Source organism: Acidisoma sp. C75 (genome assembly GCF_054665095.1).
In genome coordinates, this window is sequence record NZ_BAAFHD010000004.1 from 163,702 (window position 1) to 187,453 (window position 23,752).

Here is a 23,752-nt window from a genome sequence, read left to right on the forward strand (position 1 = left end):
AACCGCAGCATGACCATGGATAAGACAGCGACCCTGGATGATCGGAGTGCGGCCGCAGAGACCCCGCTCGCCGCCACCCCGCGCGCGATGGCGCCGGCTCCCGTTCCGCACCCGCGCGCCAAGCGCCCCCGGCGCTTTATCGACCGCGCCTTGACCCCGCGCGCCCCCATTTCCCCCCGCGCCAGCCTCATCGCCGGGATCAGCGTCTGGGTCATCGTGCTCGGCATCTGGTCGGGGCTGACCTATGGCGGCGCGATGCCGGATATCTTCCTGCCCTCGCCCTCCTCGGTCATCGCGCGCGGCGTGCAGATGATCGCGGATGGCTCGCTCTGGCCGAATATGTGGGCCTCGGTCGAAGTCATCCTGCTCGGCTTCTTCATCTCCTCGGTCGTCGCGGTGCCGCTCGGCCTGCTCATGGGCACCTTCCGCATCGTCCAGGCGGCGCTGGAGCCTTTGGTGAACTTCATCCGCTACCTGCCCGTCACGGCCTTCGTGCCGCTCTTTATCCTCTGGATCGGGCTCGGCCTTTCCCAGCGCGTCGCCATCATCATCTTCGGCACCTTCTTCCAGCAGATCGTCATGATCATGGATGTGGTGCGCAACGTGCCGGAGGATATGCTCAACGCCTCCTACACGCTCGGCTGCTCCCGGCGGGACGTGCTTGCCCATGTGCTGCTGCCGGCGGCCAAGCCCGGCATCATCGACACGCTGCGCATCACCATGGGCTGGGCCTGGACCTATCTGGTGGTTGCCGAACTCGTCGCCGCCGATAGCGGCCTCGGCTTCATGAGCATGCAGGCGATGCGCGGCTTCCAGGTGGACAAGATCTTCCTCGCGATCGGCATCATCGGCATCCTCGGCCTCATCACCGACAGCTTCTTCCGTCTGCTGCGCGCGAAGCTCGCCCGGTGGGCGGCATGAGCGCGGTGGCGACGAGGCCGCCGGAGGAGGCGGCGCTGTTCGAGGCGCGTTCCGTCGAACTTCGCTACGCCCGCGGCAAAACCTCGGTCCTCGCCCTCGATGACGTCTCGCTCGACGTGCGGGAGAAGGAATTTGCCGTCATCGTCGGGCCCTCGGGCTGCGGCAAGTCGAGCCTGCTCTATCTCGCGGCCGGGCTGCTCGACAGTACGGGCGGGGAGATCGTCGTCGGCGGCGCGGAGGTGACCGGCCCGGGGCGGGACCGTGGGATGGTCTTTCAGGCCTATACGCTCTTCCCCTGGCTCACGGTCGCCGAGAACGTCGCCTTCGGCCTCAAGCGCCGCCGTGTTCCGGCGCGGGAGCGGGGGGAGATCGTGAAGCATTACCTCGACGAGGTGGGTCTCTCGCAATTCGCCGGCCATTATCCGAAGGAGCTTTCAGGCGGCATGAAGCAGCGGGTGGCGATCGCCCGCGCGCTGGCGAACGATCCCAAGATCCTGCTGATGGACGAGCCTTTCGGCGCGCTCGACAGCCAGACGCGGGCGACGATGCAGAAGCTGCTCCTCCGCGTCTGGGAGCATAGCCACAAGACCGTGCTCTTCGTGACGCATGATATCGACGAGGCGATCATCCTGGGTGACCGCGTGCATGTGATGACCGCGCGTCCCGGCCGGATGAAGGCGACGATCGATGTCACGATCCCCCGACCCCGTTCGCTCGAAATGATGCTCGATCCGCCCTTCATCGCCCTCAAGCGCCAGATCATGGGGCTGTTGCATGACGAGATCGACGAGGATCATTGAACGCGCAACGTTGCCCCCTTTGCTGACCAGAAACCCCCTAACACGAGGAATGAGATGAGGATGAAACTGCAAGGCCTCCGCCGCCTGGGTGGTGCCGCCATGGCGCTGGCGCTCGCCGCGACCTTCGGGCTCGGCGCCAAGCCGGCCTTCGCCGGCAAGCTGAACGTTTCGATGACGGTCTGGGTCGGCTATGGCCCGATGTTCCTGGCGCGCGACCTCGGCTATTACAAGAAGGGCGGGCTGGATGCGAATTTGCGCATCGTCAGCGATTCGACGCTCGCGATGAGCGCGATGGCCGCCGGGCAGATCCAGGGCGCGGCGGTGACGCTGGACGAGATCCTCAAATACCGCTCCCCCGCCTTCTGCTTCAAGGCGGTCGCGGCGCTGGACGATAGCCACGGCGCGGACGGCATGGTGACGGGCAAGAACATCACCAGCATCGCCCAGCTGAAGGGCGATAAGATCGCCATGAACGAAGGCTCGACCAGCCAGTTCTGGTTCAACTATCTGCTCGCCCAGCAGGGCATGACGCAGAGCGAATTCAAGGTCGTCAATATGACGGCGGATGATGCGGCGGCCGCCTTCATCGCCGGCCGCGTGCCGGCGGCTGTGACCTGGGAGCCCAACCTCTCCTTCATCAAGGAGCATGACAAGGGCAAGGTGCTGGTCAACTCCGCCGCGACCCCGGGCGTGATCGTCGATGTGCTCATCCTGCGCTGCGATACGATCAAGAACCATCCGAAGGACGTGCAGGCGATGGTGGATGGCATCCTCCAGGCGGTCGATTACACCAAGGCGCATCCGAAGGAGGCTTATGCCGATATGGCGAAGAGCGTCGGCGGCTATCTCTCCAACCCGAAGGATTTTGCCGATGCCGCGGCCGGCGTGAATTTCTACACGGCGGCGATGAACAAGGAGTATTTCGGCACGCTGCAAAACCCCGGGCCGGCGGCCAAGGTCGTCAAACTCGGGCTGCAGATCTGGAGCAAGCTCTCCAAGATCCAGATGCCGATCACCTACGCCGATGTGGTCGATCCGAGCTTCGTGGATCAGAAGTAGCCTGGCAGACCGCTCGTCACCCGCGGGGTGACGAGCGGTGGAGAGGCGCGGCGGCCTATCCCTTCGCGCGGCTGCGCAGCCGGCTTTTATAGCCGCCGGCGTCTCCATCGCGGGAGAAGCGGGGCTTGCGGGCAGGCTCCGCCCGGTCCCCCGCCGGGCGTTCGCCGCCCGTGCTTTCCCGCCGTGCCGGCCGGGCGCCGCGCGGCGCGCCCTCGCGATAGCCGCCCCCTTCGCTGCGCGGGCGGAAGCTGCCACCCGCCTCGCGGGGCGGCGGGCCATCGGCGGTCTCGATGCGGATCTCGTTCTCGCCCGCATCGCGCAGCGCGGTCATGAAACCCTCTGCCGCCTCGGCGAGGATCTGGAACCGCGTCTCATACTCCTGGATGCGGATGGCGCCGACTTCCCGCTTGCTGACATTGCCGAGGCGGCAGATCAGCGGCAGCAGCCATTTCGGGTCGGCCCGCTTGGTGCGGCCCACGGCGGCACGGAACCAGACCATCGGTTCGCCGCTTTGTTCGAAAGCGGGTGCGCGCGGACGCTCCGCCCGGTCGAACCGCTCGCCCCGCTCGGGGCGGTCCCGGCGATCCCGATCGCGCTCCTTATAGCCGCCGGCGCGCGGCTCCTCGAAGCCCGGCCGGGCGCCGTCGATCTCGCAAGGCGTCGGCAGCGACAGGCGGCGGAGGCGGATGAAAGCGGCCGCCATGGCCTCGGCGCCGTAGCGCTCGGCCATCTGGTAGGCCAGCGCCGCATCCTCCTCCGCGGTGGGCTCGGTGATGATCGCGTCATTGAGGATGCGGGCGCGATCCTGCTCGCGGATCTCCTCGGCCGAGGGCGCCGTGCTCCAGCGTGCCTGAAGCCCGCCGGAGGAGAGCAGCAGTTCCGCCCGGCGGCGGCGCGAATGCGGCACCATGAGCACCGAGATGCCCTTGCGCCCGGCGCGGCCCGTGCGGCCCGAGCGGTGCAGCAGCGTCTCCTTGTTCGTCGGCAGGTCGGCATGGATGACGAGGCCGAGCTCCGGCAGGTCGATCCCGCGCGCCGCCACGTCGGTCGCGACGCAGACGCGCGCCCGGCCATCACGGATGGCGGCGAGCGCATTGTTGCGTTCGGCCTGGGAGAGCTCGCCGGAAAGGGCGACGGCGGTGAACCCCCGGGCGATGAGCGAAGCCGCCATGCTGCGCACGCCATCGCGACGGGCGCAGAAGATGATGGCGGGGCTATCGATCAGCCGCAGGGTATTGACGGTCGCCGCCTCCACCTGAGAGGCGTCGATCTTCATCGCGCGGTATTCGATATCGGCATGCGGCTGGCTGCGATCGACCGTGTCGATCCGCAGCGCATCCTTCTGATAGCGCCGGGCGAGCATCGCGATCTCGCGCGCGATGGTCGCCGAGAAGAGCAGCGTCCGCCGGTCCGCCGGGGTGGCGTCGAGGATGAATTCCAGCTCCTCGCGGAAGCCGAGGTCGAGCATCTCGTCCGCCTCGTCGAGCACGACGACGGCGAGCCGCGCCGGATCGAGCTGGCCGCGCTCCAGATGGTCCTTCAGCCGGCCGGGCGTGCCGACGATGATATGCGCCCCGCGTGCCATCGCCCGCGCCTCGCTCCGCGCATCCATCCCGCCGACGCAGGCGACGACCCGCGCCCCTGCCTTGCCGTAGAGCCAGGTCAGCTCGGCATGCACCTGCTGGGCGAGTTCGCGCGTTGGTGCGATGATCAGCGCGAGCGGGGCGCTGGCCGGTGGCAGGCGGTCTTCGGCGGTGAAGAGACTATCGGCGAAGGCGAGACCGTAGGCGACGGTCTTGCCCGAGCCGGTCTGGGCGGAGACCAGCAGATCCCGCCCCGGCTCGGCGGCCAGGATTTCCGCCTGAACCTGGGTGGGTTCGGTGTAGCCGCGCGCCGCGAGAGCCTCCGCCAGAGCGGCGTGGGGGGTACTGAAAGGCATATTGCTTTGGATTTCCACGTAAGGAGAGGCGCTTCCTAGCCTAAATTTGCCGCAGATCGCGAGCGAAAGGAGAACAGGGGAGGGGTGCGTTGCGCTCCGGGCCGGCCCAGGCCCAGGCGGATCGGTCTTCCCGCGGAAGAATGGCTTTGCGGAAAGGAGGGGTTGGCGCTGCCGCGGCAAAAGGATTACGAGAATGCTCATGTTTGATTCCTGCTTCCCCCTCCCCGCGGAGAGCGCCTGATGGCCGCCCCGCCCCCGGACCCGACACCTGCCGCCGCCTTGGACGGCAATGTCGCGCATTTATCCTTCGAAGACGCCCTGGCCGAGCTTGAGCGTATCGTCCGTGGGCTGGAAAGCGGCCAGCAGAAGCTCGCGGATGCGGTCACCGCTTTCGAGCGGGGCAGCGAACTCCGCCGCCATTGCGAGGCGAAGCTCGCCGAGGCGGAGACGCGAATCCAGGCGATCGTCGAGCGTGCGGATGGCGCCCTCGCGACCCGCGCGGTCGAATGACAGGCTTTTGAACCGAGAGTGAAACGCGGATGAAGGCAATGGAGAGCGAGCAGGCGTCCAGGCTCGCCGAATTGATGAAGCGGCGGGCGCAGGAGGTCGAGCATGCGATCGACGTTCTGCTGCCGCTGCCGGATGGCCAGGAAAAGCGCCTTATCGAGGCCATGCGCTACGCCGTGCTCGGCGGTGGCAAGCGCCTGCGCGGCTTCCTGGTGATGGAGGTGGCGGGGCTCTTCTCGGTCGCCCCGGCCTGTGCCGCGCGGGTCGCCGCTTCGGTCGAGATGCTGCACGCCTATTCCCTGGTTCATGACGATCTGCCCGCCATGGACGATGACGATATGCGCCGCGGGCAGCCCTCCTGCCACCGCGCCTTCGACGAGGCGACGGCGATCCTCGCCGGCGACGCGCTGCTGACGCGCGCCTTCGAGGTTCTGGTCGATATCGACACCCATTCGGACCCGCAGGCGCGCTGCGAACTCGTCGCCGCCCTCGGCACCGCGGCGGGCGCGCGCGGCATGGTCGGCGGCCAGATGATCGACATGCTCGCCGAAGGCCAGCAGCTTTCCGGCGCTGAGGTGACCCGCCTGCAGGCGCTGAAAACCGGCCGCCTCATCCAATATAGTGCGGAGGCGGGCGCCATCCTCGGCCGTGCGCCCGCCCATCAGCGCCATCTGATCGCGGCCTTCGGCCGCGACCTCGGCGCCGCTTTCCAGATCGCCGACGATATCCTCGATAGCGAAGGCACCGAGGAGGAGATCGGCAAGACCGTGGGCAAGGATGCCGCCGCCGGCAAGGCGACGATGGTCTCCATCATGGGGATCGAGCAGGCCCGCGCCCATGCCGTTATGCTGGCCGAGCAGGCGGCCAATTACCTCGCGAGCTTCGGCGAAAAGGCGTCCACTCTTACCGCCCTCGCCGATTTCGTGGTTTCGAGACGGAGTTGACGCCCATGCCCCCGCATACCCCTCTGCTCGACCGCGTGCGCTACCCGGCCGATCTGCGCAATCTCTCGGCGGATCAGCTGGCGGAACTCGCGGAAGAGCTGCGGGCCGAGGTCGTGGATACCGTCTCCGTCACCGGCGGGCATCTCGGCTCGGCGCTCGGCGTGATCGAACTGACCGTCGCGATCCATGCCGTCTTCGAAACCCCGCGCGACCGGCTGATCTGGGATGTCGGCCATCAGGCCTATCCTCACAAGATTTTGACCGGCCGGCGCGATCGCATCCGCACGCTGCGCCAGCCGGGCGGCCTTTCGGGCTTCACCCGCCGCAGCGAAAGCGAATACGACCCCTTCGGCGCCGCCCATTCCTCCACCTCGATCTCCGCCGGCCTCGGCATGGCGGTGGCGCGGGATCTGAAGGAGCCAGGGAGCGACCAGCAGATCATCTGCGTCATCGGCGATGGCTCGATGAGCGCCGGCATGGCCTATGAGGCGATGAACAATGCGGGCTCGATGAAAAGCCGCCTCATCGTCATCCTCAACGACAACGATATGTCGATCGCGCCGCCGGTGGGGGCGATGAGCGCCTATCTCTCCCGCCTCATCTCCTCCCGCTCCTTCCTCAACCTGCGCGATCTCGCCGCCAAGATGGCGAAGCGCTTCCCCCGCTCGATCGAGCGGACGGCCAAGCGCGCCGAGGAATACGCCCGCGGCATCCTCACCGGCGGCACGCTGTTCGAGGAACTCGGCTTCTACTATGTGGGCCCGATCGACGGGCACAACATGCACCACCTGCTGCCGGTGCTGCGCAATCTGCGCGACCATGAGGAGGGCGGCCCCGTCCTGCTGCATGTGGTGACGCAGAAGGGCAAGGGCTATGCCCCCGCCGAGGCGAGCCCGGACAAGTATCACGGCGTCACCCGCTTCAATGTGGTGACCGGCGAGCTCGGCAAGGCGCCGCCCGGCCCGCCGAGCTATACCAAGGTCTTCTCGCAGGCACTCGCCATCGAGGCGGAGCGCGACCCCACGATCGTCGCGGTGACGGCGGCCATGCCCTCGGGCACCGGGCTCGATGCTTTCGCCAAGAAATTTCCCTCCCGCACCTTCGATGTCGGCATTGCCGAGCAGCACGCGGTGACCTTCGCCGCCGGCATGGCGACCGAGGGGATGAAGCCCTTCGTCGCCATCTATTCCACCTTCCTGCAGCGCGGCTACGACCAGGTGGTGCATGACGTGGCGATCCAGAGCCTGCCGGTGCGCTTCGCGATGGACCGCGCCGGCATGGTCGGCGCCGACGGCCATACCCATGCCGGTGTCTATGACCGCTGCTTCATGGGCTGCCTGCCCGGCATGGTGGTGATGGCGCCGGCGGACGAGGTGGAGCTGATGCATGCGGTGGCGACCGCCGCCACGATCGACGACCGGCCGAGCGCCTTCCGCTATCCGCGCGGCGAGGGCTTTGGCCTCGAACTGCCGGCACGCGGCGAGGTGCTTGAACTCGGGCGCGGGCGGGTGATGCGCGAAGGCAGCAAGATCGCCATCCTCGCGCTCGGCCCGCGGCTCTACGAGGCGATGAAGGCGGCCGAGGAACTGGCGACGCGCGGGCTTTCGACCACCGTCGCCGATGCCCGCTTCATGAAGCCCCTGGATACCGCGCTGGTGAACCAGCTGGCGCGCCATCACGAGGTGCTGATCACCATCGAGGATAACGTCGCCGGCGGCTTCAGCGCCGCGGTGCTGCACCACATGGCGGTCTCGGGCTTGCTGGAGACGGGGGTGAAGGTGCGCCCGATGGTGATCCCCGACCGGCTGATCGACCATAACAGCCCGGCCGGCCAGTCGATCGAGGCGAAGCTCACCGCGCGCGATATCGTGGAGACGGCGCTCTCCGCCCTCGGCCAGGGTGCCGGTGCCGGCGCGGTGCGGGCCTGATGCCAGCCGCCGCTGTGCTCGACCGCGCGCGGCTGTTCCGCAACGCGCTCGGCTCCTTCGCGACCGGCGTGACGATCGTGACCACGCGGAGCGCCGAGGGCGCCGATATCGGGATGACGGCGAATAGCTTCAATTCCGTCTCGCTCGATCCGCCGATGGTCTTGTGGAGCCTGGCGAAAACCTCCTCCTGCTTCGCCGCCTTCATGGAGGCGGAGCGCTTCGCCGTGCATATCCTCTCGGTCGAGCAGGAAGGTCTTTCCGGCCGCTTTGCCCGGCCTGGGAACGACCGCTTCGCCGGCCTCGTGCTGGAGCGCGGCGAGGGCGGGGTGCCGCTGCTGACCGGCTGCGCCGCGCGCTTCCAATGCCGCATCACCCATCGGCATGAGGGCGGTGACCATATCATCCTGGTGGGCGCGGTCGATCATTTCGATCATGACGGCCACCCGCCGCTGGCCTTTCATGGCGGCCGCTACGGCACCTTCATCCATAACGAGCCGCAGGGCGCGACCACGGCCGGCGGCGAGGGCTCGATCGCACTGCTTTCCGAACTGCTCGTGCGCGCCGAGGATGCGCTGCTGCGCCAGGTGGAGGCGCGGCTGGGCGAGGAGGATGGGCCTGGCAGCGTCACGCTCGGCGAATACGAAATCCTCCGCAGCCTGATCGACCTGCCGCTGACGCTGGAGCAGCTGGAGGATTGGGCCGGCCCCGCGCCCGAAACCGCGACCCTGCTGCTGGTGGAGGGGCTGGCGGAACGCGGCCTCGTGCAGGCGCCCAAGGAGGGTGGCGCGATCGCCCTGACCGAGGCGGGCCATGCCGCGATCGAGGCGGCGACGCAGGAGATCGGCCGCATCGAGGATAGGGCGCTCGGCAGCTTCACGCGCGAGGAGCGCCGCCTGCTCCGCCGCTTCCTGGAGCGGATCGGCGCAGGCGACGAGCAGGGCTAAGCGGGCCCTGCTCCTCCACTCACGCGCGCCGGCTCAGCCCCGCCCGCCCGCGCGGGTGACGATGACATTCCAGGAACAGGGCTTGAGTTGCGCCCGCACCGTCTCGCCCTCCACCCGCACCGCGGCAAGCGTGCGGGGCGCCACCGCGTTCGGCCGCTCGCGCGTGTTGACCGTCTTGAGATGCGGATCGCTGATTTCCATGGCCGAGACCAGCTGACGCTCCTGCCCAAGGCCGCGCAGGATGGCATGCAGGTCGAGCGGTTCGCTCTGGTGGCGGTTCATGGCGAAGATCGTCGTCGTGCCGTCGGCCGGATTGTCGATCACGGTCGCCAGCAGATAGGGGATTTCGGGGAAGGATTTCGCGCTGTAGCCGGGTGAGGTGGCGCGCGCCTGCATGACGCGCCCATGGCCGTGGCGGCTGGCAAGGGCGAAGGGATGGAAGATCGTCTGCCGCCAGGCAGCCCCTCCCGGCTCGGTCATGATCGGGCCGATGACGTTGACGAGCTGGGCGAGGCAAGCGGCCTTGACCCGATCCGCATTGTTCATGAGCGTGATGAGCGCGCCGCCGACGATCAGCGCATCCTCGACATTATAGACCTCCTCGATCAACCGCGGCGCCTCCGGCCAGCCGGGGCGGCGCATATGCTCGATCTGATGCGTGCGATACCAGACGTTCCATTCGTCGAAGGAGAGCATGATGCGCTTGCGCGAGCGGCGCTTGGCGGCGATCGCATCGGCGATCGAGACAACCTCGCGGATGAAGGTGTCCATCAGCTCGATGACACCAAAATATTCTCCGATATCATCGGCATCGTTGCGGAAGTAGGTGTGCAGCGAGATGAAATCCACCTCGTCGAAGCAGTGGTCGAGCACCTCGTATTCCCAGGCCCCGAAGCTCGGCATATTGCGATGCGAGGAGCCGCAGGCGGCGAGTTGCACGGTGGGATCGACCCAGCGCATGACTTTCGCCGTCTCCAGCGCCGCGCGGCCATATTCCGCCGCCGTCTTGTGGCAGATCTGCCAGGGGCCATCCATCTCGTTGCCGAGGCACCAGAACTTCACGTCATGCGGCTTTTCCCAACCATGGGCGCGGCGGAGATCGGAGAGCGCCGATCCGCCGGCATGGTTGCAGTATTCGAGGAACTGCCGTGCCTCGTCCGGCCCCTTGGTGCCGAGGTTGACGCCGAACATCGGCTCGATATCGGCCTTGCGGCACCAGTTGATGAATTCATTGGTGCCGAAGCGGTTGGTCTCGGTCGAGAACCAGGCGAGATCCCGCCGCACCGGCCGCTCCTCCAGCGGGCCCACGCCATCCCGCCAGTCATAGCCTGAGAGGAAGTTGCCGCCGGGGTAGCGGATGATGGTGGGGCCAAGCTCGCGCGTCAGCGCCAGCACGTCCTCGCGGAAGCCTTCCGCATCGGCCTCCGGGTGGCCGGGCTCGTAGATGCCGGTATAGACGCAGCGCCCCATATGTTCGACGAAGGCACCGAAAATCCGCCGGTCGAGATCGGCGATGACGAAATCACGATCGACGACGAGGCTCGCTTCAGGCATGGCGTTGTCTTATCCCTTGATGCCGGCCGAGAGCATGACCGCCTCGGTGACACGGCGCTGAAAGATGAGATAGGCGATGGCGACGGGCAGTGCGGCCAGCACCGCGGAGGCCATGTTGCGCGCGTATTGCACGCCGAAGGCATCATGCACCTGCACGATGCCGACGGTGACCGTCATCGCGCGGTTGGTGCTGGTGACGAGGAAGGGCCAGAGGAAGTTGTTCCAGGCGGCGATGAAGGTAATGATGGCGAGTGCTGTGGTGATGCCCCAGTTCATCGGCAGATAGACGCCGAGGAAGAGGCGCCATTCGCCCGCGCCGTCCACCACCGCCGCTTCGCGGAATTCGCGCGGGATCGAATCGAAGAACTGCTTGTAGACGATGACGGCGACCGGCACGACGAGCTGCGGCAGGATGACGCCGCCCCACCGATCGACGAGATCGAAATTGTTCATCAGGATGAAATGCGTGATCATCAGCGCCTGCATCGGCACCATGAAGCTCGCCAGGATCATTCCGAACAGCATCCGCCGACCGGCAAAGCGCAGCTGCGAGATGGCATAGCCGCAGGCGGCACTCATGAGGATGACGAGGGCGGTGATGATCACCGATGTCACCAGCGCGTTGAAATACCAGCGGCCGATATCGGTATGGGCGAAGACGTAGAGATAGGAGGCCAGTGTCCAGAGCCGCGGCAGGAAATGGATGCCGGGGCGGACGACATCGTATTCCGGCTGCAGCGAGGTGACGATCGCCCAATAGAGCGGAAAGACCCAGACCGCGGCGCAGACCAGGGCCAGCAGCGTCGCGAGCGTCGCCTGCGGGCGGGCGAGGATGCGCCTCATCTTGCCTCTCCCCTGAGGCGCAGCAGCTGATATTGCAGCACGGAGAAGACGATGATGAGCAGGAAGAGAAAGACCGCGACCGCCGCGCCGTAGCCGCCGTGGTTGAGCACGAAAGCCTGGTGGTAGATATACTGCACCAGCACATAGGTGGAATCGAAAGGCCCGCCCGCCGTCAGCAGATAGACCTGATCGAAGATCTTGAGCTGCAGGATGAGCTGGATGGTCAGCACGAGGGCGGTGACCGGCCAGATTAACGGCCAGGTGATGCTGCGGAAGCGGGCAAGGGAGCCGGCACCATCGAGGGCCGCGGCATCGTAGTAATCCTGCGGGATATTCCGCAGCCCGGCGATGAAGAGCAGCACGTTGAAGCCGTTCGTCCACCAGATGGTGACGACCGCTACCATCGGCATGGCCCAGCCCGGACTCGCGAAGACGGAAATGCCCTGCGGCGCAAAGAGCCGGATGAGATGCTGCGCGATGCCGAACTGCAGATCGAGCATCCATTGCCAGATCTGTGTGACGACGGTGACGGGCAGGATATAGGGCAGAAAGAAGCAGGCGAGGACGAGGCTTTGCAGCCAGCCGCGAAGGCGCGAGACCATGAGCGCGATGCCGAGGCCGAGCAGCGTCGTCGGCACAACCGTGAGCAGCACGAAATAGCCGGTATGGATGACGGAGCCCTGGAACAGATCATCCCGGAAGAGCCGGCGGTAATTGGCAAGGCCGACGAAATGCCCCGCCCCGATCAGCGGCGCGCGGGTGAAGCTCATATAGAGCATCCGGAGGCTCGGGTAGATGAAGATGACGAGATAGACGAGCAGGAAGGGCGCCACGAAGAGGATGGCGGTGCGGCCCTGGCCGCGCCGCCCCCTCACGCGCGGCGTGCTCCGCCGCCCTGCCGCGGCTTCCCTGCGCGCGTGCCGTGCCATGGGGACGGAGGCGCCCCCCGGCATCTCACTGCATATCCTGTTCGAGGTTGTCCTTCAGCATCGGGATGGCCTTTTTCGCGGGGATTTGGCCGTTGATCGCGGGCTGAATGAAGTTCTGGCTCGCCTCGTACACCGGCGAAGCGACGCCCGCGATCTTGGAGCGCGGATCGAAGACCGCGGTTTTTTCGAGCGAGGCATAGGTCGCGTTCGGCTGCATCTGCTTGAAGGCGGTGCTGTCCGTCACCGGCAGGTAGGCCGGAATATGCCCAGCCCCGGCCCACATGATGGCATGATGCTCGATCCAGGCGATGACGGTGAAATCCGCCTTCAGCTTCTCCGGAGGAACCGGATTGCCGCGCCGGTTGGGGATGGCGAAGGAATGCGAATCCGCCCAGGTCGCCGGTTGATTGAACAAGACCGGGATCTGCACCGCACCCCATTGGAAGCCAAGCTTGCCGGATTTGGCAAGGTCCACCATGGTCGGCACTTCCCACACGCCGTTGATGTGCATCGCGGCCTTGCCGGAGGTGAAGAGCGCGATGGAGGCTGGGTAGTCGGTCAGTTTCGGTGCCCAGCCTTGCTTGATCCAATCGGCGATTGCCTCCGTCGCCTTCACCGCCTTCTGCGTGCTATCGCCCGGCAGGATCTGATCGCCCTTGAGGAAGGTGCCGCCCATCTGGTTGAGGAGGGTGTAGAAGATGCGCCAGGTGGTGGCGCCGTCATTATCATCGCTTGCGAAGGAGACGCCGTATTCGGCGCCGTTCGCCCCCGTGAGCTTTTTAAGCGCGGCGTCGAAGTTCTGGATGCCGTTCAGCCCCTGGGGCAGCCCGTCCTTGCCCAGAAGCCCGGCCTTCTGCAGCAGATCCTTGTTGTAGTAGAGAATGATCGAGTGGATATCGAGCGGGATGGCGTAGAGCTTGCCGCCGACATGCGCCGCCGCCCAATCGGCCGGCACGAAATCCTTGCCCGAAAGGCCCATCTGCGCGAGGTCCGAGCGGGTGAAGGGCCTCAGCGTATCGGTCGAAACGCCAAGCGGCAGGCGGGAGAGGTGATAGGTCATGATATCGGGGCCCTGGCCGACGGCCGCCGAGGTCTGCACCTTCGTATAGAAGGGGGTGCCCCATTGCAGCGTTGTCGCGTCAATCTCGATATCCGGATGGGTGGCGTTGAATTCCCGGATCATCGCCTTCATGCGCGCGCCATCGCCGCCGCTCAGGAAATCCCACCAGACGACATGGATTTTGGGCGCCGCCGACGCCGCCCCGCTTCCCAATGCGGCCACGAGAAACGCCGCGGCCCAGAGGCCTTTTCTTCTCATGAGCTTCCTCCTCATGTTTTATGGGGATCGTGCGGCGCAGAGCGCCTGCCTTTCCCTTCTTGATCAATGGTATTATCATATTGCCATTCAGCCTGTCGATCCCTTTTCACCGAAACGGGATCAGCGGGGAGGGGACAAGGCGATGCTGGAACGGGATCTCGTCATCGGTGGAACGATGAGCGCGCGGATCGAGCGCAGCCTCGGCATGCGCATCGTCGCCGGCGAGTTTGCGCCCGGCGGCAGCCTGCCGGTGGAGGGCGAGCTTTGCGAGATCTACGGTGTCAGCCGCACAGTCATTCGCGAGGCGGTCAAGGCGCTGATCGCCAAGCGGCTGGTGGAGGTCTCACCCCGCGTCGGCACGCGGGTGCTGCCGTTTCACGACTGGAACCTGCTCGATCGGGATGTGCTGGCCTGGCGGCTGTCCGCGCAGTCCGACGGCAAGATCCTTCAGGATATCTTCGAGATGCGCCTCTGCTTCGAGCCGCGCGCCGCCTTCCTCGCCGCTCGCGACGGGCTGGCCGAGGACCATGCGGTGATCCGCCGCCATTGCGGCGAACTCGCCGCGGCTTATGCCGAGAAGCTGCCGCCGCGCGATTGCGCGGAAGCGGCGCTCGCCTTTCATCTTGGTGTGATCAACGCCTCGCGCAACGGGCTTTTCATCACCATCGGCAGCGCGGTGAAATCCGCGCTCCGGCTGTCCTTCGATCATCCGCGCGGGGAAGCGACCGATCCGGCGGAGGATGTCGCGCTCCATGAAAGCGTGGCGGCGGCTGTCTTCGCCCGTGCCGGGCTTGAAGCCGCCGCCGCCATGGAACGTCTGCTCCTCAACTGGCAGCGCCGCTATCTGCCGCCGGCGGAGCCCCGGCCGTGAGGGTGCGGGCGCTTATTTGCCGCCATTCGCGGTGAGCCGCAGATTGAGCGCGGCTTGCGCCGCCCGCAGATCCGCGCCCATCAGATCCTGAACCTTCACCGGGCTCGCAGGGGCGGCGGTCAGCGTCAACTCGCCCGGATGGGCGATGAATGCCGCGACCTGCGGCCCGGCATCGGGCTGGCTCGGCGCGACGGTGGCGGCGAAGAAGGAGGCGGCAACCCCGGCTTCGGAGGCGACTTCCTCCGGCGTCTTGCCCGATTGCTTGGCCATCATCGCGAGGATGCGCTGCACCAGCGATTGGTTGGTGAAGGTGAGGGTGAAGGGGCCGAGGGCGACGGAGCCGAGTTCGCCGAGGACGACGGTCGGATCCTCCGTGGGCGAGTTCGTTACCGGCAGGCCCGCGATATAGCCGGAGAATTTCAGGCTGCCGAGACCCTCCGCCGTCAGCACCAGGGGGTCGATGGTCGAGTCCCGCTTGTCATAGTTGAAATCCGCGGTCTCCTGCAGGTCGAGCACCAGGCGGTGCAGGCCGATCGGCGTGAGTATGGCCGCCAGCTCGGGCGAAAGGCTGCCGGGCAGCACCAGGCCCTGGAGGGTGAGGCTGCCGCGCAGCGGCGTTCCGCCGTCCAGCGTCTCTTCGAAATTCTTCATCGTCACAGTTGCCTGCGGGCCTATGGCGAGGGCGACCGAGCTGAATTGCAGCTTGCCGATGCTCACCTTGCCGCTCTGCAAGCTCCGCAGCCAGTCGTAGAGCGTGGCGTCGGGCGGCATCTGCAGCAGAGGCGCGGCATTCACCCCGGCCAGCCGGAAGCCGCCGATGCTGGTGAGGGGCACACCCGCCCGGCGGATCGCGAGATCCCGGAAAGAGGTGAGGGCGAGCTTCCCGCCCCCATAGCCCATCAGGTTCCAGGCGCCGAGCGTGCCAGCGGTCTTGCTCGCGCCATCCGTGAAGGACAGGCCGCTGAGCGAGGCGGAACCGAGGCTGAGCGCCTGGGCGGCATCGAGGATGAAGGCACGCTTTTGCGTGTTCTGCCCGGTCGGCGAGAGGGCGAAGGGCCGGGCGGCGAAATCATCCGCCGCCATATGTTCGATGCCGAGGCGGTTGCCCTGGTCCTCGCCCGCGATGCCCGAGAGGTCGAGATGGCCGATCAACCTGCGCGGCGCCGGCCAGACCGGCGCACCGGGCCGGTAGCGGCCGGTATCGAAGACGCGGTCGAGGCCGTTGAGGTCGATATCCGTGCCGTTGATGCTGCCGATCTTGTCGCCGGTGCGGTCGGCGAAGCTGCGCAGGCTCGCCTGCTGCAAAACACCGTCCTTGTAGCCGGTGGCCGTCAGCGCGCCGATGCTCGACCCGTCATCGAAGGTGATGGCTGCGGCCTCGATGGACTGGGCGGCGAGCAGGGTGCCGACGCTCGGCCGGGCCAGCCAAAGAGGCGTGGTGGCCGGCGGCGCGATGCCCGGGGCGAGCAGGGCGATCTTCGAGCCGATCACATAGGAGGCGGTGAGATGATGGCCGAGCCGCCAGACCTGCAGGCCATCCACCCGCAGCTTGCCCGCCGCGTACGGGTCCGCCGTCGTGCCGGCCCCGTGCAGGTGGTGCATCACCGCATCGGTCGCGGTGAGGACCGGGGCGCCGCCCTTCTCGATACGAAGATGCTTGAGCCGCAGGGTGCGGGTGAAGACGTTATAATGCAGGCTGCCATACTGGCCGCGGGCGCCGCCGGGCAGGCTCGCCAATGCGGCATCGACACGCAGCCGGGCGACATGCTGCCCCCAGAGCTGCGCGCCGCCTGCCGCCAGCGCGAGCAGCACGACCACTGACGGGATGATGATGCGGGTCTTCGATATTTTCACCAGCCGGCCCTTTCTGAACGACGCTCTTTTCTCATCTGCCTTGTCTGCGTGCGCAAGGGGGCAGGCGCGCCGGAGCAAGAGGGGGGCGGAAGCGTCATGCGGATGTCGCATCAAAGGAAAGGCGGCCGGATCAGCATCGGCATTTCGGGCTGGACCTATCCGCCCTGGCGCGGCGTCTTCTACCCCAAGGGGCTGCGGCAGAAGGACGAGCTTGCCTATGCCGCCCGCCAGGTCAGCTCGATCGAGATCAACGGCACCTTCTACGGCCGGCAGAAGCCGGCGAGCTTCGCTGCCTGGGCCGCCGCCGTGCCGGAGGGTTTCGTCTTCGCGGTCAAGGCGCCACGCTTCATCACCCATCTCCGCCGCTTGCGCGAGGTGGAGGTGCCGGTCGCGAATTTCATGGCGAGCGGGCTGCTCGGCCTCGGCCGCAAGCTCGGCCCCATCCTCTGGCAGCTGCCGCCGAGTTTCCGCTTCGAGGCGGATCGTCTCGCGGCCTTTCTCGATCTGCTGCCGATGAGCACGGCCGAGGCGGCACGCCTGGCCCGCCGGCATGACGGGCGGATGGGAAGCGATGTGGATTGCTCCACCGATGCCGATCGGCCGCTGCATCACGCGATCGAGATCCGGCACGAGAGCTTTCGCGATCTCCGCTTCATCGAGATGCTACGGGCGCGGGGCGTCGCCCTTGTATGCGCCGATACGGTGAGTTGGCCGCGCCTCATGGATGTCACCGGCCGTATCGTCTATTGCCGCCTGCATGGGGCGGAGGAGCTGTACGCGAGCGGCTATGACGATGCAGCGCTGGCGGACTGGGCACGGCGCGTGCGTGCTTGGGCGCGAGGGGGCGAGCCGCGGGATGCCGAGCGCGTCGGGCCGGCGGCGGCCAACCCGGCCGCGCGGGATGTTTTTGTCTATTTCGACAATGATCGGAAGGTGCGGGCGCCAGCCGATGCCGCGCGGCTGATGGCCCTGTTGGGCCTTGTGCCTTCCAGCGCCGGCGCGCCCCTCCCCCGCCGCTCGTAACCCGCGTCAGGGCCGCAGGTGGTGGGCGATCGTGCCACGCAGGAAGGGCACCAGCGTATCTTGCAGCCCGATCGCGACGATCTGCACGCCGATGGTGATGAGCAGCAAGGCGACGATACGCCGCACCGCGAGCGAGCCGCGGGGGCCCAGCGCCCGGGCCAGCAGCCCGGCGTAGCGGAACAGCAGCGCGATGATCGCCGAGACGATGAGGGCGGCGATCGAGACGCCGAGCATGAAGGGAAGATCGAGCGAGGCACCCGGCCGCGCGACGCCGAGGGTGATCGAGACGGAAATGGCCCCGGGCCCGACGACGAGCGGCATGGTGAGAGGGAAGAAGGCATAATCGGCAGCCGAAGGCTGGGCGGATAGCCTTGCCGCCGCATCGCCCGAGGCTTCTTCCGAGGCGGCGCCGTAGAGGAGCTGCCAGCCGGTGGCGACGACCACGAGCCCGCCGGCGATCTTGAGCGAGGCGAGGGTGACGCCGAAGAAATGCAGCACCGGAGAGCCGGCCCAGAGTGCTGCCAGCAGAAAGAGCGGCGTATAGAGCCCGACGCGGGCCGCCATCAGCCGCCGTTCAGCTTCCGTGCGGTCAGCCGTCATCTGGCTGAAGATCACCGCATTGCCGACCGGATCGGTGATCGAGAAGAGCGCCGGGAAGCCGATCAGGATGCCCTGCACGAGGTTGGAGGCATGGCTGAAAAGGGCGAAGAGATCCATGCCGCTTACGCTCCCCCCTCCGCGCCGCTTCAGCCGTGCGCCGCGGCGATGATCGGCGTGAGCAGCGTCTCGGCGCCGGCGGCGATGATCTGCACGCCGATGCAGAGGAGCAGCAGCGCGAAGAGGCGGGTGAGCGCCCGCGCGCCGGTGCGGCCGATGAAAGCCCTGATACGGTCCGCGAAGCTGAACAGCCCCCAGATCACCAAGGCCATGGCAAGCCCCGCCGCGGTGAGTGTGAGCAGATAGAGCCAGGCCCGCTGGGCCGGCCGGTCGGCGCTCAAGGAGATGCAGACCGAGATGGTGCCCGGCCCGATCGAGAAGGGAATGCTCATCGGAAAGAAGGCGATGTCGTTCACGCTGCTGGCCGAAATCGTGCGCCCGTCATGCAGCGCCTGGCTTTCCTTCACCGCCTCCTGCCGTTCCGGCGCATGCAGGATGCGCCAGGCGCCGACCGCGATGGTCAGTCCGCCGGCGACCTGCAAGGCGCCGAGGGTGACGCCGAAGAAGTTCAGCACATAGGAGATCGCCCAGATCGAGAGCAGCAGCAGGAGGAAGGAGTAGAGGCCGACGCGCCGCGCCAGGCGCAGCCGCTCGGCATGGCTGCGATCGGCGGTGATGCCAGCGAAGATGAGGGTATTGAGAATCGGATTGACGATCGCGAAGAGCGCCGAGAAGGCGAGCAGGAAGGTATCGAGCGCGCTGCTCACCGGGCCGGGCAACAGGTTTGCAAGCATCGACACCCCCTCGGCGCGGCACGGCACGCATGAAAAACGGGAGCCTCGCCAGGGTCAAGGCCCGGCAGCCGGCGCCCGGCCCCTTGCCGCCGCCCTGCCGTGCTGCTTCGATGGCGCCCATTCTCCAGGGGAGTGCGCCGCGCATGTTGATGGGGTTCGCTCACTGGCTCAGCCTGCTGCCCACCTTCGTCGCCGTACTGATCTCGGCGCTGGGTCTGGCCCTGCTCTCGGTCCTGCTGCTCATCATCACCCATCGCTTCGTGCCGCATCCCTTGCGCAGCCGGCATAACGACCTGGCGGGCTTCGTGCTGGCCATCATCGGGGTGATCTATGCCGTGCTGCTGGCCTTCATCGCCGTCGCCGTCTGGGAGAGCTATACGGCGGTCGGCGATCTCGTGCAGACCGAAGCCAATCTGGTGGACGATCTCTATCGCGAGACGATCAGCCTGCCGCCGGACCTCGCCGCGGCGCTGCGGCGCGATCTCTACAAATACACCGAAACGGTGGTGGGCAAGGAATGGCCGCGCATGGAGGCGGCGATGCCGCCGCATCTCGGCGGTTGGCGTATCCTCGATGATTTCCATGTCAAGCTCGTCGGTTTTGCGCCGACGGCGCCGACCGCGCAGGCGGAGCAGGCCGAGATGCTCGCGACCCTGGCGAAGCTTTACGATGCGCGGCGCGGCCGCTTCCACGCCGCCGAGTCCGATCTGCCGGCGGTCGTCTGGTGGAACCTCATCCTCGGCGCCGCCATCCTGATCGGCTTCAGCTGCCTTTTCGGGGCGCCCAGTCTCGCCATGCATGCGGTGCTGGTGGCGCTGCTCGGCGCCTCCATCGGGCTCGTGCTCGTGGTGATCGTTCTGCTCGACAACCCGTTTCTCGGGGCGAGCCATGTCTCGGTCGAGCCCTTCCAGGCGCTCTCCCGCGCGGTGATGACGATGGATTACCCGAAAGCGGTTCCTTAAGCCCCGGCGGGGGCGGCGGGTCGGGCGGCCCCGCCCATCTCGGCCAGCGGCAGATGGCAGCGGATGGCGTGGTCCCCCTGGTGCTGGATGAGCGCGGGCTCGGTGGTTTCGCAGACGGCGCCGATCTTGCGCGGGCAGCGGGTGTGAAAGACGCAGCCCGAGGGCGGCCGCGCGGCGGAAGGGATTTCGCCCGAAAGACGGAGCGCGCTGCCGGCTTCTTCCTCGGCTGAGGCTGCCAGCAGGCTCTCGGTATAGGGGTGGTGCGGGCCTGCAAAGACCGCTTCCGCCGGCCCCACCTCCATCAGCCGGCCGAGATAGAGCACGGCGATGCGATCCGAAATGTAGCGCACCACCCGCAGGTCATGGCTGACGAAGAGGTAGCTTACCCCCTGCTCGGCCTGCAGATCGGCGAGCAGGTTGAGGATCGCCGCCTGCACCGAGACATCGAGCGCCGAGGTCGGCTCGTCGCAGACGACGATGCGCGGGTCGCCCGCGAAGGCGCGGGCGATCGCGACACGCTGCTTGAGCCCACCGGAAAGCTGGCGCGGCCGCATCGGCAGATAGCGTTCGGCGAGGCGGATATGATCCATCAAGGTGGAGAGCCGCTCGCGCAACTGCGGGCCGCGATACCCTCCGAGTTTCCTCATCGGCCGCGCGATGATGCGCCGGATGGTCTGGCTGCGGTTGAGCGCCGCATCCGGGTTCTGAAAGACGATTTGCAGGGCTTGCAGCTCCGCCGGCTGGCGGCGCGTCGCCACACCTGCCAGCCGCTCGCCCGAAAGCTCGATCACGCCGCCCGCATCGGGCGGGGTGAGGCCCATGATGATCTTGGCGAGCGTCGTCTTGCCTGAGCCGGATTCGCCGACGAGGCCGAGCGTCTCCCCCGGCCAGATCTCGACCGAGATATCGCGCAGCGCCTGGATGGGCGGATGGCTGCCGAAGGTCTTGCTGATCCCGGCCGCGCGGATGACCGGGCGGACCGCGGGGCGGCGGGCGGCGCGGATGGTGGGCGCCGGCGGCGTCGCCCGCGGCAGATGGGGCGCCTGCTCGTGGAAATGGCAGCGGGAGCGGCGATCGGCCGAAAGCGGGATGAGCGGCGGTTCCTCCCGGTGGCAGATCTCCTGGGCGAGGCCGCAGCGCGGGGCGAAGACGCAGGCCGGCACCTCGCTCAGCCGCATCGGCAGGAAGCCCGGAATGGTATCGAGCCGCGCATCGCGCTTGGAGGCGCCCGGCTGCGGCAGGCAGCGGAGCAGGCCCAGGGTATAGGGATGGCGGGGCGCGGCGAAGACCTCCCGCGTCGGCCCTTCCTCGACCAGCGTGCCGGCATAGAGCACGCCGACGCGGGCGCACATGCGGCGGATGACGGCGAGGTTGTGGCCGATGAAGAGCACGGAGGCGCCCATTTCCGCTCGCAGCATCTCGATGAGATCCAGCACCTCCGCTTCCACCGTAGCATCGAGGGCGGTGGTCGGCTCGTCCAGGATGAGCAGCGTCGGGTCGATTGCGAGCGCCATGGCGATGACGACGCGCTGCAGCATGCCGCCCGAAAGCTCGTGCGGGTAGCGGCCCATGACGCGCCCGGCATCGACGATGCGCACGCGCTCCAGGATGGCGCGCACGCGGTCCATCCGCTCCGCCGCCGGCACGCCTGCGATTTCGAACACCTCGGCGACCTGCGGGCCGATACGGATGGAGGGGTTGAGCGCGCGACCGGGGTCTTGATAGACCATGGCGAGGCTACGGGCGCGGAAGGCGCGCAGCGCCTCCCCCTGCATGGTCAGCGCATCCTGCCCGGCGATCTGGATGGAGCCTGCACGCACGCGCCCATTATTCGGCAGGTAGCGCGCGACGGCGAGGGCGACGGTGGATTTGCCGCAGCCCGATTCGCCGACCAGGCCGAAGGTCTCGCCCCGGCCGATGGTGAAGCTGAGGCCGCGGATCACCTGACGGTCGGCCCCGCGCACGCGATAGGCGATATCGAGATCGCGCACCGCGAGCGCGGCGGCCTCGGTCCCCTGCGGGATCATCGGGGCTTCAGGCATCGAGCACACCCTGCGCCCCTTCGGCGGTGAGATTGACGCCGACGACGAGGCTGCCGATGGCGAGCGCGTAGAACAGCACCGTCCACCAGAAGCCGCCGCCGATAAGGCCGTAATTCTGCGAGATCGAGAGCCCCCAATCCGGCGAGGGCGGCTGGATGCCGAGGCCGAGGAAGCTGAGCGCGGCGACGGTGAAGATGGCGTAGCCGAGGCGCACGGTGGTCTCGACCAGGATAGGCGGCATCACGTTCGGCAGGATCTCGATGAAGAGGATATAGATCGGCGCCTCGCCCCGCAGATGCGCCGCAGCCACATAGTCGAGATCCCGCTCGCCGAGCACGGCGGCTCGTACCGTGCGGCCGACGATGAGGCCGAAGGAGAGGCCGATCACCAGGATGACGGTGGTGTTGGAGATGCCGAGCGCGGTGATGACGAGCATGGCGAGGATGAGCAGCGGGAGGGCCAGGAAGGCATCGACGATGCGGCTGATGACATCATCGGTGATGCCGCGCGCATAGCCCGTGATCAACCCGAGGATGGTGCCGACGACGGTGCCGAGCAGGGTGGCGAGCGGTGCCACGATCAGGATATCGCGCGAGCCGACGATGACGCGCGAGAAGATATCGCGGCCGAACTGATCGGTGCCGAACCAGTGCTGCAGGCTCGGGCCGGTCAGCGTGTTGAGGAGGTCGGTATCGTCCGGCCCATAGGGCACGATCCAGGGGCCGGCGATCGCCATCACCACCCAGAAGAGAAGGATGGTGAGGCCGACCATGAAGGGGATGTTGCGGAAAAGCAGCCCCAGCTTCTCGCGGCGGATGCGCGCCGGCGTTTCGGCGGCCGGGGCGGCAAGCGGGGTAGCCGCGTCGCGGGCTTCGGCGGCGCTCATTTGCGGCGCCCGAAGGAGATGCGCGGGTTGAGCGCGGAATAGAGCAGATCGGCGACGAGATTGGCACAGACATAGACCGTGCCGACCACCAGGATGCCGGCGGCAAGCATCGGGAAGTCCTTCGCCTTGGCGGCGGTGAAGATGAGGCTGCCGATGCCGTGATAATTGAAGAGCGTCTCGACGACGACGAGGCCGCCGATGAGATAGCCCGTCTGGGTTGCGATCACGGTGATCGTCGGCAGCAGCGCGTTGCGCAGCACATGGCGCCCGATCACCTGCCGGTGGCTGAGGCCCTTGAGCACGGCGGTGCGGGTATAATCCGCCGCCAGCGCCTCGATCATGCCGGCGCGCGCCATGCGCGCGATATAGCCGAAGAGGATCATGAACAGCGGGATGGAGGGCATCAGCAGATAGTAGAGCTGCTCGCCGAAACCCGCCCGGCCGGGGGCGGTCGCGGTCAGCGGAAAGACATGCAGCCAGATCGAAAAGACCATGATGAGCACGATGCCGGAGACGAATTCCGGCACCACCGTCGCCGAAAGCCCGGCGATCACGATGGTGCGGTCGATCCAGCTGCCGGCCCGCAAGGCGGCCCATATCCCGCCGGCGATCGCCGCCGGCACGACGAGGATGAAGGCGAGAGCGGCAAGTTTGAGGGAGTTCCACAGCGCATGGGCGATGAAGGGCCCGACCGGCGCACGGTAGGTATAGGAGGTGCCCATATCGCCCTGCATCATGCCGCTGACCCAGTGCCAATACTGCACGGGCAGCGGGCGATCGACGCCGAGCTGGTGATTGAGTGCGGCGACCGCGCGGGCATCGGCGAAGGGGCCGAGGATCGCGCGGCCGACATCGCCCGGCAGGATCTGGCAGCCCGCGAAGACGATGAGGCTGAGCAGCCAGAGGGTGACGACCGCGAGCGCGAGCCGATAGAGAATTGCCCGATACAAGCCCATGCCGCGGCCGCCCCCCCGATC

General features: G+C 67.3%; 21 protein-coding genes. 10 read left to right on the plus strand and 11 right to left on the minus strand.

Annotation, left to right across the window (positions count from 1 at the left end; all coding sequences use genetic code 11):
- The first annotated feature begins 9 nt into the window (after nt 1-9).
- Genes ACYQ7X_RS06985 through ACYQ7X_RS06995 form a run of 3 tightly spaced genes read left to right on the plus strand, consistent with a single transcriptional unit; the run spans nt 10 to nt 2,780 of the window.
- On the plus strand, nt 10-921 hold the full coding sequence (locus tag ACYQ7X_RS06985; protein WP_459696197.1) for an ABC transporter permease: 912 nt from the start codon (nt 10-12) through the stop codon (nt 919-921).
- Nucleotides 918-1,721: an ABC transporter ATP-binding protein gene (locus ACYQ7X_RS06990; RefSeq protein ID WP_459696406.1), complete on the plus strand. Its 804-nt coding sequence runs from the start codon at nt 918-920 to the stop codon at nt 1,719-1,721. Before ACYQ7X_RS06985 ends, ACYQ7X_RS06990 begins: the two co-directional genes overlap by 4 nt.
- Nucleotides 1,722-1,781: 60 nt before the next feature.
- Complete coding sequence (locus ACYQ7X_RS06995) at nt 1,782-2,780, plus strand: ABC transporter substrate-binding protein (protein WP_459696199.1); 999 nt, start codon at nt 1,782-1,784, stop codon at nt 2,778-2,780.
- A gap of 55 nt (nt 2,781-2,835) precedes the next feature.
- On the opposite strand, the gene ACYQ7X_RS07000 is transcribed toward ACYQ7X_RS06995, so the two are convergent.
- The gene (locus ACYQ7X_RS07000; protein ID WP_459696200.1) at nt 2,836-4,719 is read right to left on the minus strand and encodes a DEAD/DEAH box helicase; all 1,884 of its coding nucleotides are present in this window, start codon (nt 4,717-4,719) and stop codon (nt 2,836-2,838) included.
- Between the two features lie 240 nt (nt 4,720-4,959).
- Here ACYQ7X_RS07000 and ACYQ7X_RS07005 point away from each other — a divergent pair, with 240 nt between their 5' ends.
- The 4 genes from ACYQ7X_RS07005 to ACYQ7X_RS07020 are packed head-to-tail and all read left to right on the plus strand — an operon-like array spanning nt 4,960 to nt 9,042.
- Nucleotides 4,960-5,229, plus strand: coding sequence for an exodeoxyribonuclease VII small subunit (locus tag ACYQ7X_RS07005; RefSeq protein WP_459696201.1), 270 nt, complete (start codon nt 4,960-4,962; stop codon nt 5,227-5,229).
- Nucleotides 5,230-5,258: 29 nt separating this feature from the next.
- Nucleotides 5,259-6,170 carry a polyprenyl synthetase family protein gene (locus ACYQ7X_RS07010; protein WP_459696202.1) on the plus strand — a complete coding sequence of 304 codons (912 nt, stop codon included), beginning with the start codon at nt 5,259-5,261 and terminating at the stop codon, nt 6,168-6,170.
- Nucleotides 6,171-6,175: 5 nt separating this feature from the next.
- Nucleotides 6,176-8,098, plus strand: coding sequence for a 1-deoxy-D-xylulose-5-phosphate synthase (gene dxs, locus ACYQ7X_RS07015; protein WP_459696203.1), 1,923 nt, complete (start codon nt 6,176-6,178; stop codon nt 8,096-8,098).
- Complete coding sequence (locus tag ACYQ7X_RS07020) at nt 8,098-9,042, plus strand: flavin reductase (RefSeq protein ID WP_459696205.1); 945 nt, start codon at nt 8,098-8,100, stop codon at nt 9,040-9,042. Before dxs ends, ACYQ7X_RS07020 begins: the two co-directional genes overlap by 1 nt.
- A 33-nt stretch (nt 9,043-9,075) precedes the next feature.
- Here the strand turns inward: ACYQ7X_RS07020 and arfA are convergent, their stop codons facing one another.
- The 4 genes from arfA to ACYQ7X_RS07040 all read right to left on the minus strand — a co-directional run bounded on the left by arfA (nt 9,076) and on the right by ACYQ7X_RS07040 (nt 13,686).
- Nucleotides 9,076-10,596 carry an arabinosylfuranosidase ArfA gene (gene arfA / locus ACYQ7X_RS07025; RefSeq protein WP_459696206.1) on the minus strand — a complete coding sequence of 507 codons (1,521 nt, stop codon included), beginning with the start codon at nt 10,594-10,596 and terminating at the stop codon, nt 9,076-9,078.
- A gap of 9 nt (nt 10,597-10,605) precedes the next feature.
- Nucleotides 10,606-11,439 (minus strand): carbohydrate ABC transporter permease, encoded by an 834-nt coding sequence (locus tag ACYQ7X_RS07030; protein ID WP_459696207.1) that lies wholly within the window; start codon nt 11,437-11,439, stop codon nt 10,606-10,608.
- The gene (locus tag ACYQ7X_RS07035) at nt 11,436-12,314 is read right to left on the minus strand and encodes a carbohydrate ABC transporter permease (protein ID WP_459696208.1); all 879 of its coding nucleotides are present in this window, start codon (nt 12,312-12,314) and stop codon (nt 11,436-11,438) included. Before ACYQ7X_RS07035 ends, ACYQ7X_RS07030 begins: the two co-directional genes overlap by 4 nt.
- 79 nt (nt 12,315-12,393) lie before the next feature.
- Nucleotides 12,394-13,686, minus strand: coding sequence for an extracellular solute-binding protein (locus ACYQ7X_RS07040; protein ID WP_459696209.1), 1,293 nt, complete (start codon nt 13,684-13,686; stop codon nt 12,394-12,396).
- A gap of 142 nt (nt 13,687-13,828) precedes the next feature.
- On the opposite strand from ACYQ7X_RS07040, the gene ACYQ7X_RS07045 reads away from it, so the two are divergent.
- Nucleotides 13,829-14,557: a FadR/GntR family transcriptional regulator gene (locus tag ACYQ7X_RS07045; protein WP_459696210.1), complete on the plus strand. Its 729-nt coding sequence runs from the start codon at nt 13,829-13,831 to the stop codon at nt 14,555-14,557.
- A 12-nt stretch (nt 14,558-14,569) separates the two neighbouring features.
- Here ACYQ7X_RS07045 and ACYQ7X_RS07050 read toward each other — a convergent pair whose 3' ends face one another.
- Complete coding sequence (locus ACYQ7X_RS07050) at nt 14,570-16,411, minus strand: AsmA family protein (protein WP_459696211.1); 1,842 nt, start codon at nt 16,409-16,411, stop codon at nt 14,570-14,572.
- Between the two features lie 102 nt (nt 16,412-16,513).
- Here ACYQ7X_RS07050 and ACYQ7X_RS07055 point away from each other — a divergent pair, with 102 nt between their 5' ends.
- Entirely contained in the window at nt 16,514-17,434 is a 921-nt protein-coding gene (locus ACYQ7X_RS07055; RefSeq protein WP_459696212.1) for a DUF72 domain-containing protein, read from the plus strand.
- Nucleotides 17,435-17,440: 6 nt separating this feature from the next.
- On the opposite strand, the gene ACYQ7X_RS07060 is transcribed toward ACYQ7X_RS07055, so the two are convergent.
- Both ACYQ7X_RS07060 and ACYQ7X_RS07065 read right to left on the minus strand, forming a co-directional pair.
- Entirely contained in the window at nt 17,441-18,151 is a 711-nt protein-coding gene (locus ACYQ7X_RS07060; protein ID WP_459696213.1) for a MarC family protein, read from the minus strand.
- A 29-nt stretch (nt 18,152-18,180) separates the two neighbouring features.
- Nucleotides 18,181-18,885, minus strand: coding sequence for a MarC family protein (locus ACYQ7X_RS07065; RefSeq protein ID WP_459696214.1), 705 nt, complete (start codon nt 18,883-18,885; stop codon nt 18,181-18,183).
- A 143-nt stretch (nt 18,886-19,028) separates the two neighbouring features.
- Between ACYQ7X_RS07065 and ACYQ7X_RS07070 the strand changes: the two genes are divergently transcribed.
- Nucleotides 19,029-19,847, plus strand: a complete 819-nt coding sequence (locus ACYQ7X_RS07070) for a bestrophin-like domain (protein WP_459696215.1) — start codon at nt 19,029-19,031, stop codon at nt 19,845-19,847.
- On the opposite strand, the gene ACYQ7X_RS07075 is transcribed toward ACYQ7X_RS07070, so the two are convergent.
- From ACYQ7X_RS07075 to ACYQ7X_RS07085, 3 genes are read right to left on the minus strand one after another with little or no spacing between them, the layout of a single operon-like run.
- Nucleotides 19,844-21,889, minus strand: coding sequence for an ABC transporter ATP-binding protein (locus tag ACYQ7X_RS07075; protein WP_459696217.1), 2,046 nt, complete (start codon nt 21,887-21,889; stop codon nt 19,844-19,846). The genes ACYQ7X_RS07070 and ACYQ7X_RS07075 overlap by 4 nt on opposite strands.
- Nucleotides 21,882-22,775, minus strand: coding sequence for an ABC transporter permease (locus tag ACYQ7X_RS07080; protein WP_459696218.1), 894 nt, complete (start codon nt 22,773-22,775; stop codon nt 21,882-21,884). The genes ACYQ7X_RS07075 and ACYQ7X_RS07080 overlap by 8 nt, the downstream gene beginning before the upstream one ends.
- Nucleotides 22,772-23,731 carry an ABC transporter permease gene (locus ACYQ7X_RS07085; RefSeq protein ID WP_459696219.1) on the minus strand — a complete coding sequence of 320 codons (960 nt, stop codon included), beginning with the start codon at nt 23,729-23,731 and terminating at the stop codon, nt 22,772-22,774. The genes ACYQ7X_RS07080 and ACYQ7X_RS07085 overlap by 4 nt, the downstream gene beginning before the upstream one ends.
- Nucleotides 23,732-23,752 lie beyond the last annotated feature (21 nt).

Excerpts from the sequence above, each read along its gene's own strand:
- ACYQ7X_RS07055 (WP_459696212.1), top strand. The coding sequence starts at position 16,514 with ATGTCGCATCAAAGGAAAGGCGGCCGGATCAGCATCGGCATTTCGGGC.
- ACYQ7X_RS07070 (WP_459696215.1), top strand. The coding sequence starts at position 19,029 with ATGTTGATGGGGTTCGCTCACTGGCTCAGCCTGCTGCCCACCTTCGTC.
- ACYQ7X_RS07020 (WP_459696205.1), top strand. The coding sequence starts at position 8,098 with ATGCCAGCCGCCGCTGTGCTCGACCGCGCGCGGCTGTTCCGCAACGCG.
- ACYQ7X_RS07085 (WP_459696219.1), bottom strand. The coding sequence starts at position 23,731 with ATGGGCTTGTATCGGGCAATTCTCTATCGGCTCGCGCTCGCGGTCGTC.
- ACYQ7X_RS06990 (WP_459696406.1), top strand. The coding sequence starts at position 918 with ATGAGCGCGGTGGCGACGAGGCCGCCGGAGGAGGCGGCGCTGTTCGAG.
- ACYQ7X_RS06985 (WP_459696197.1), top strand. The coding sequence starts at position 10 with ATGACCATGGATAAGACAGCGACCCTGGATGATCGGAGTGCGGCCGCA.
- ACYQ7X_RS07075 (WP_459696217.1), bottom strand. The coding sequence starts at position 21,889 with ATGCCTGAAGCCCCGATGATCCCGCAGGGGACCGAGGCCGCCGCGCTC.
- ACYQ7X_RS06995 (WP_459696199.1), top strand. The coding sequence starts at position 1,782 with ATGAAACTGCAAGGCCTCCGCCGCCTGGGTGGTGCCGCCATGGCGCTG.
- ACYQ7X_RS07005 (WP_459696201.1), top strand. The coding sequence starts at position 4,960 with ATGGCCGCCCCGCCCCCGGACCCGACACCTGCCGCCGCCTTGGACGGC.
- ACYQ7X_RS07000 (WP_459696200.1), bottom strand. The coding sequence starts at position 4,719 with ATGCCTTTCAGTACCCCCCACGCCGCTCTGGCGGAGGCTCTCGCGGCG.
- arfA (WP_459696206.1), bottom strand. The coding sequence starts at position 10,596 with ATGCCTGAAGCGAGCCTCGTCGTCGATCGTGATTTCGTCATCGCCGAT.
- ACYQ7X_RS07045 (WP_459696210.1), top strand. The coding sequence starts at position 13,829 with ATGCTGGAACGGGATCTCGTCATCGGTGGAACGATGAGCGCGCGGATC.
- ACYQ7X_RS07080 (WP_459696218.1), bottom strand. The coding sequence starts at position 22,775 with ATGAGCGCCGCCGAAGCCCGCGACGCGGCTACCCCGCTTGCCGCCCCG.
- ACYQ7X_RS07065 (WP_459696214.1), bottom strand. The coding sequence starts at position 18,885 with ATGCTTGCAAACCTGTTGCCCGGCCCGGTGAGCAGCGCGCTCGATACC.
- ACYQ7X_RS07030 (WP_459696207.1), bottom strand. The coding sequence starts at position 11,439 with ATGAGGCGCATCCTCGCCCGCCCGCAGGCGACGCTCGCGACGCTGCTG.
- ACYQ7X_RS07060 (WP_459696213.1), bottom strand. The coding sequence starts at position 18,151 with ATGGATCTCTTCGCCCTTTTCAGCCATGCCTCCAACCTCGTGCAGGGC.
- ACYQ7X_RS07010 (WP_459696202.1), top strand. The coding sequence starts at position 5,259 with ATGAAGGCAATGGAGAGCGAGCAGGCGTCCAGGCTCGCCGAATTGATG.
- dxs (WP_459696203.1), top strand. The coding sequence starts at position 6,176 with ATGCCCCCGCATACCCCTCTGCTCGACCGCGTGCGCTACCCGGCCGAT.
- ACYQ7X_RS07040 (WP_459696209.1), bottom strand. The coding sequence starts at position 13,686 with ATGAGAAGAAAAGGCCTCTGGGCCGCGGCGTTTCTCGTGGCCGCATTG.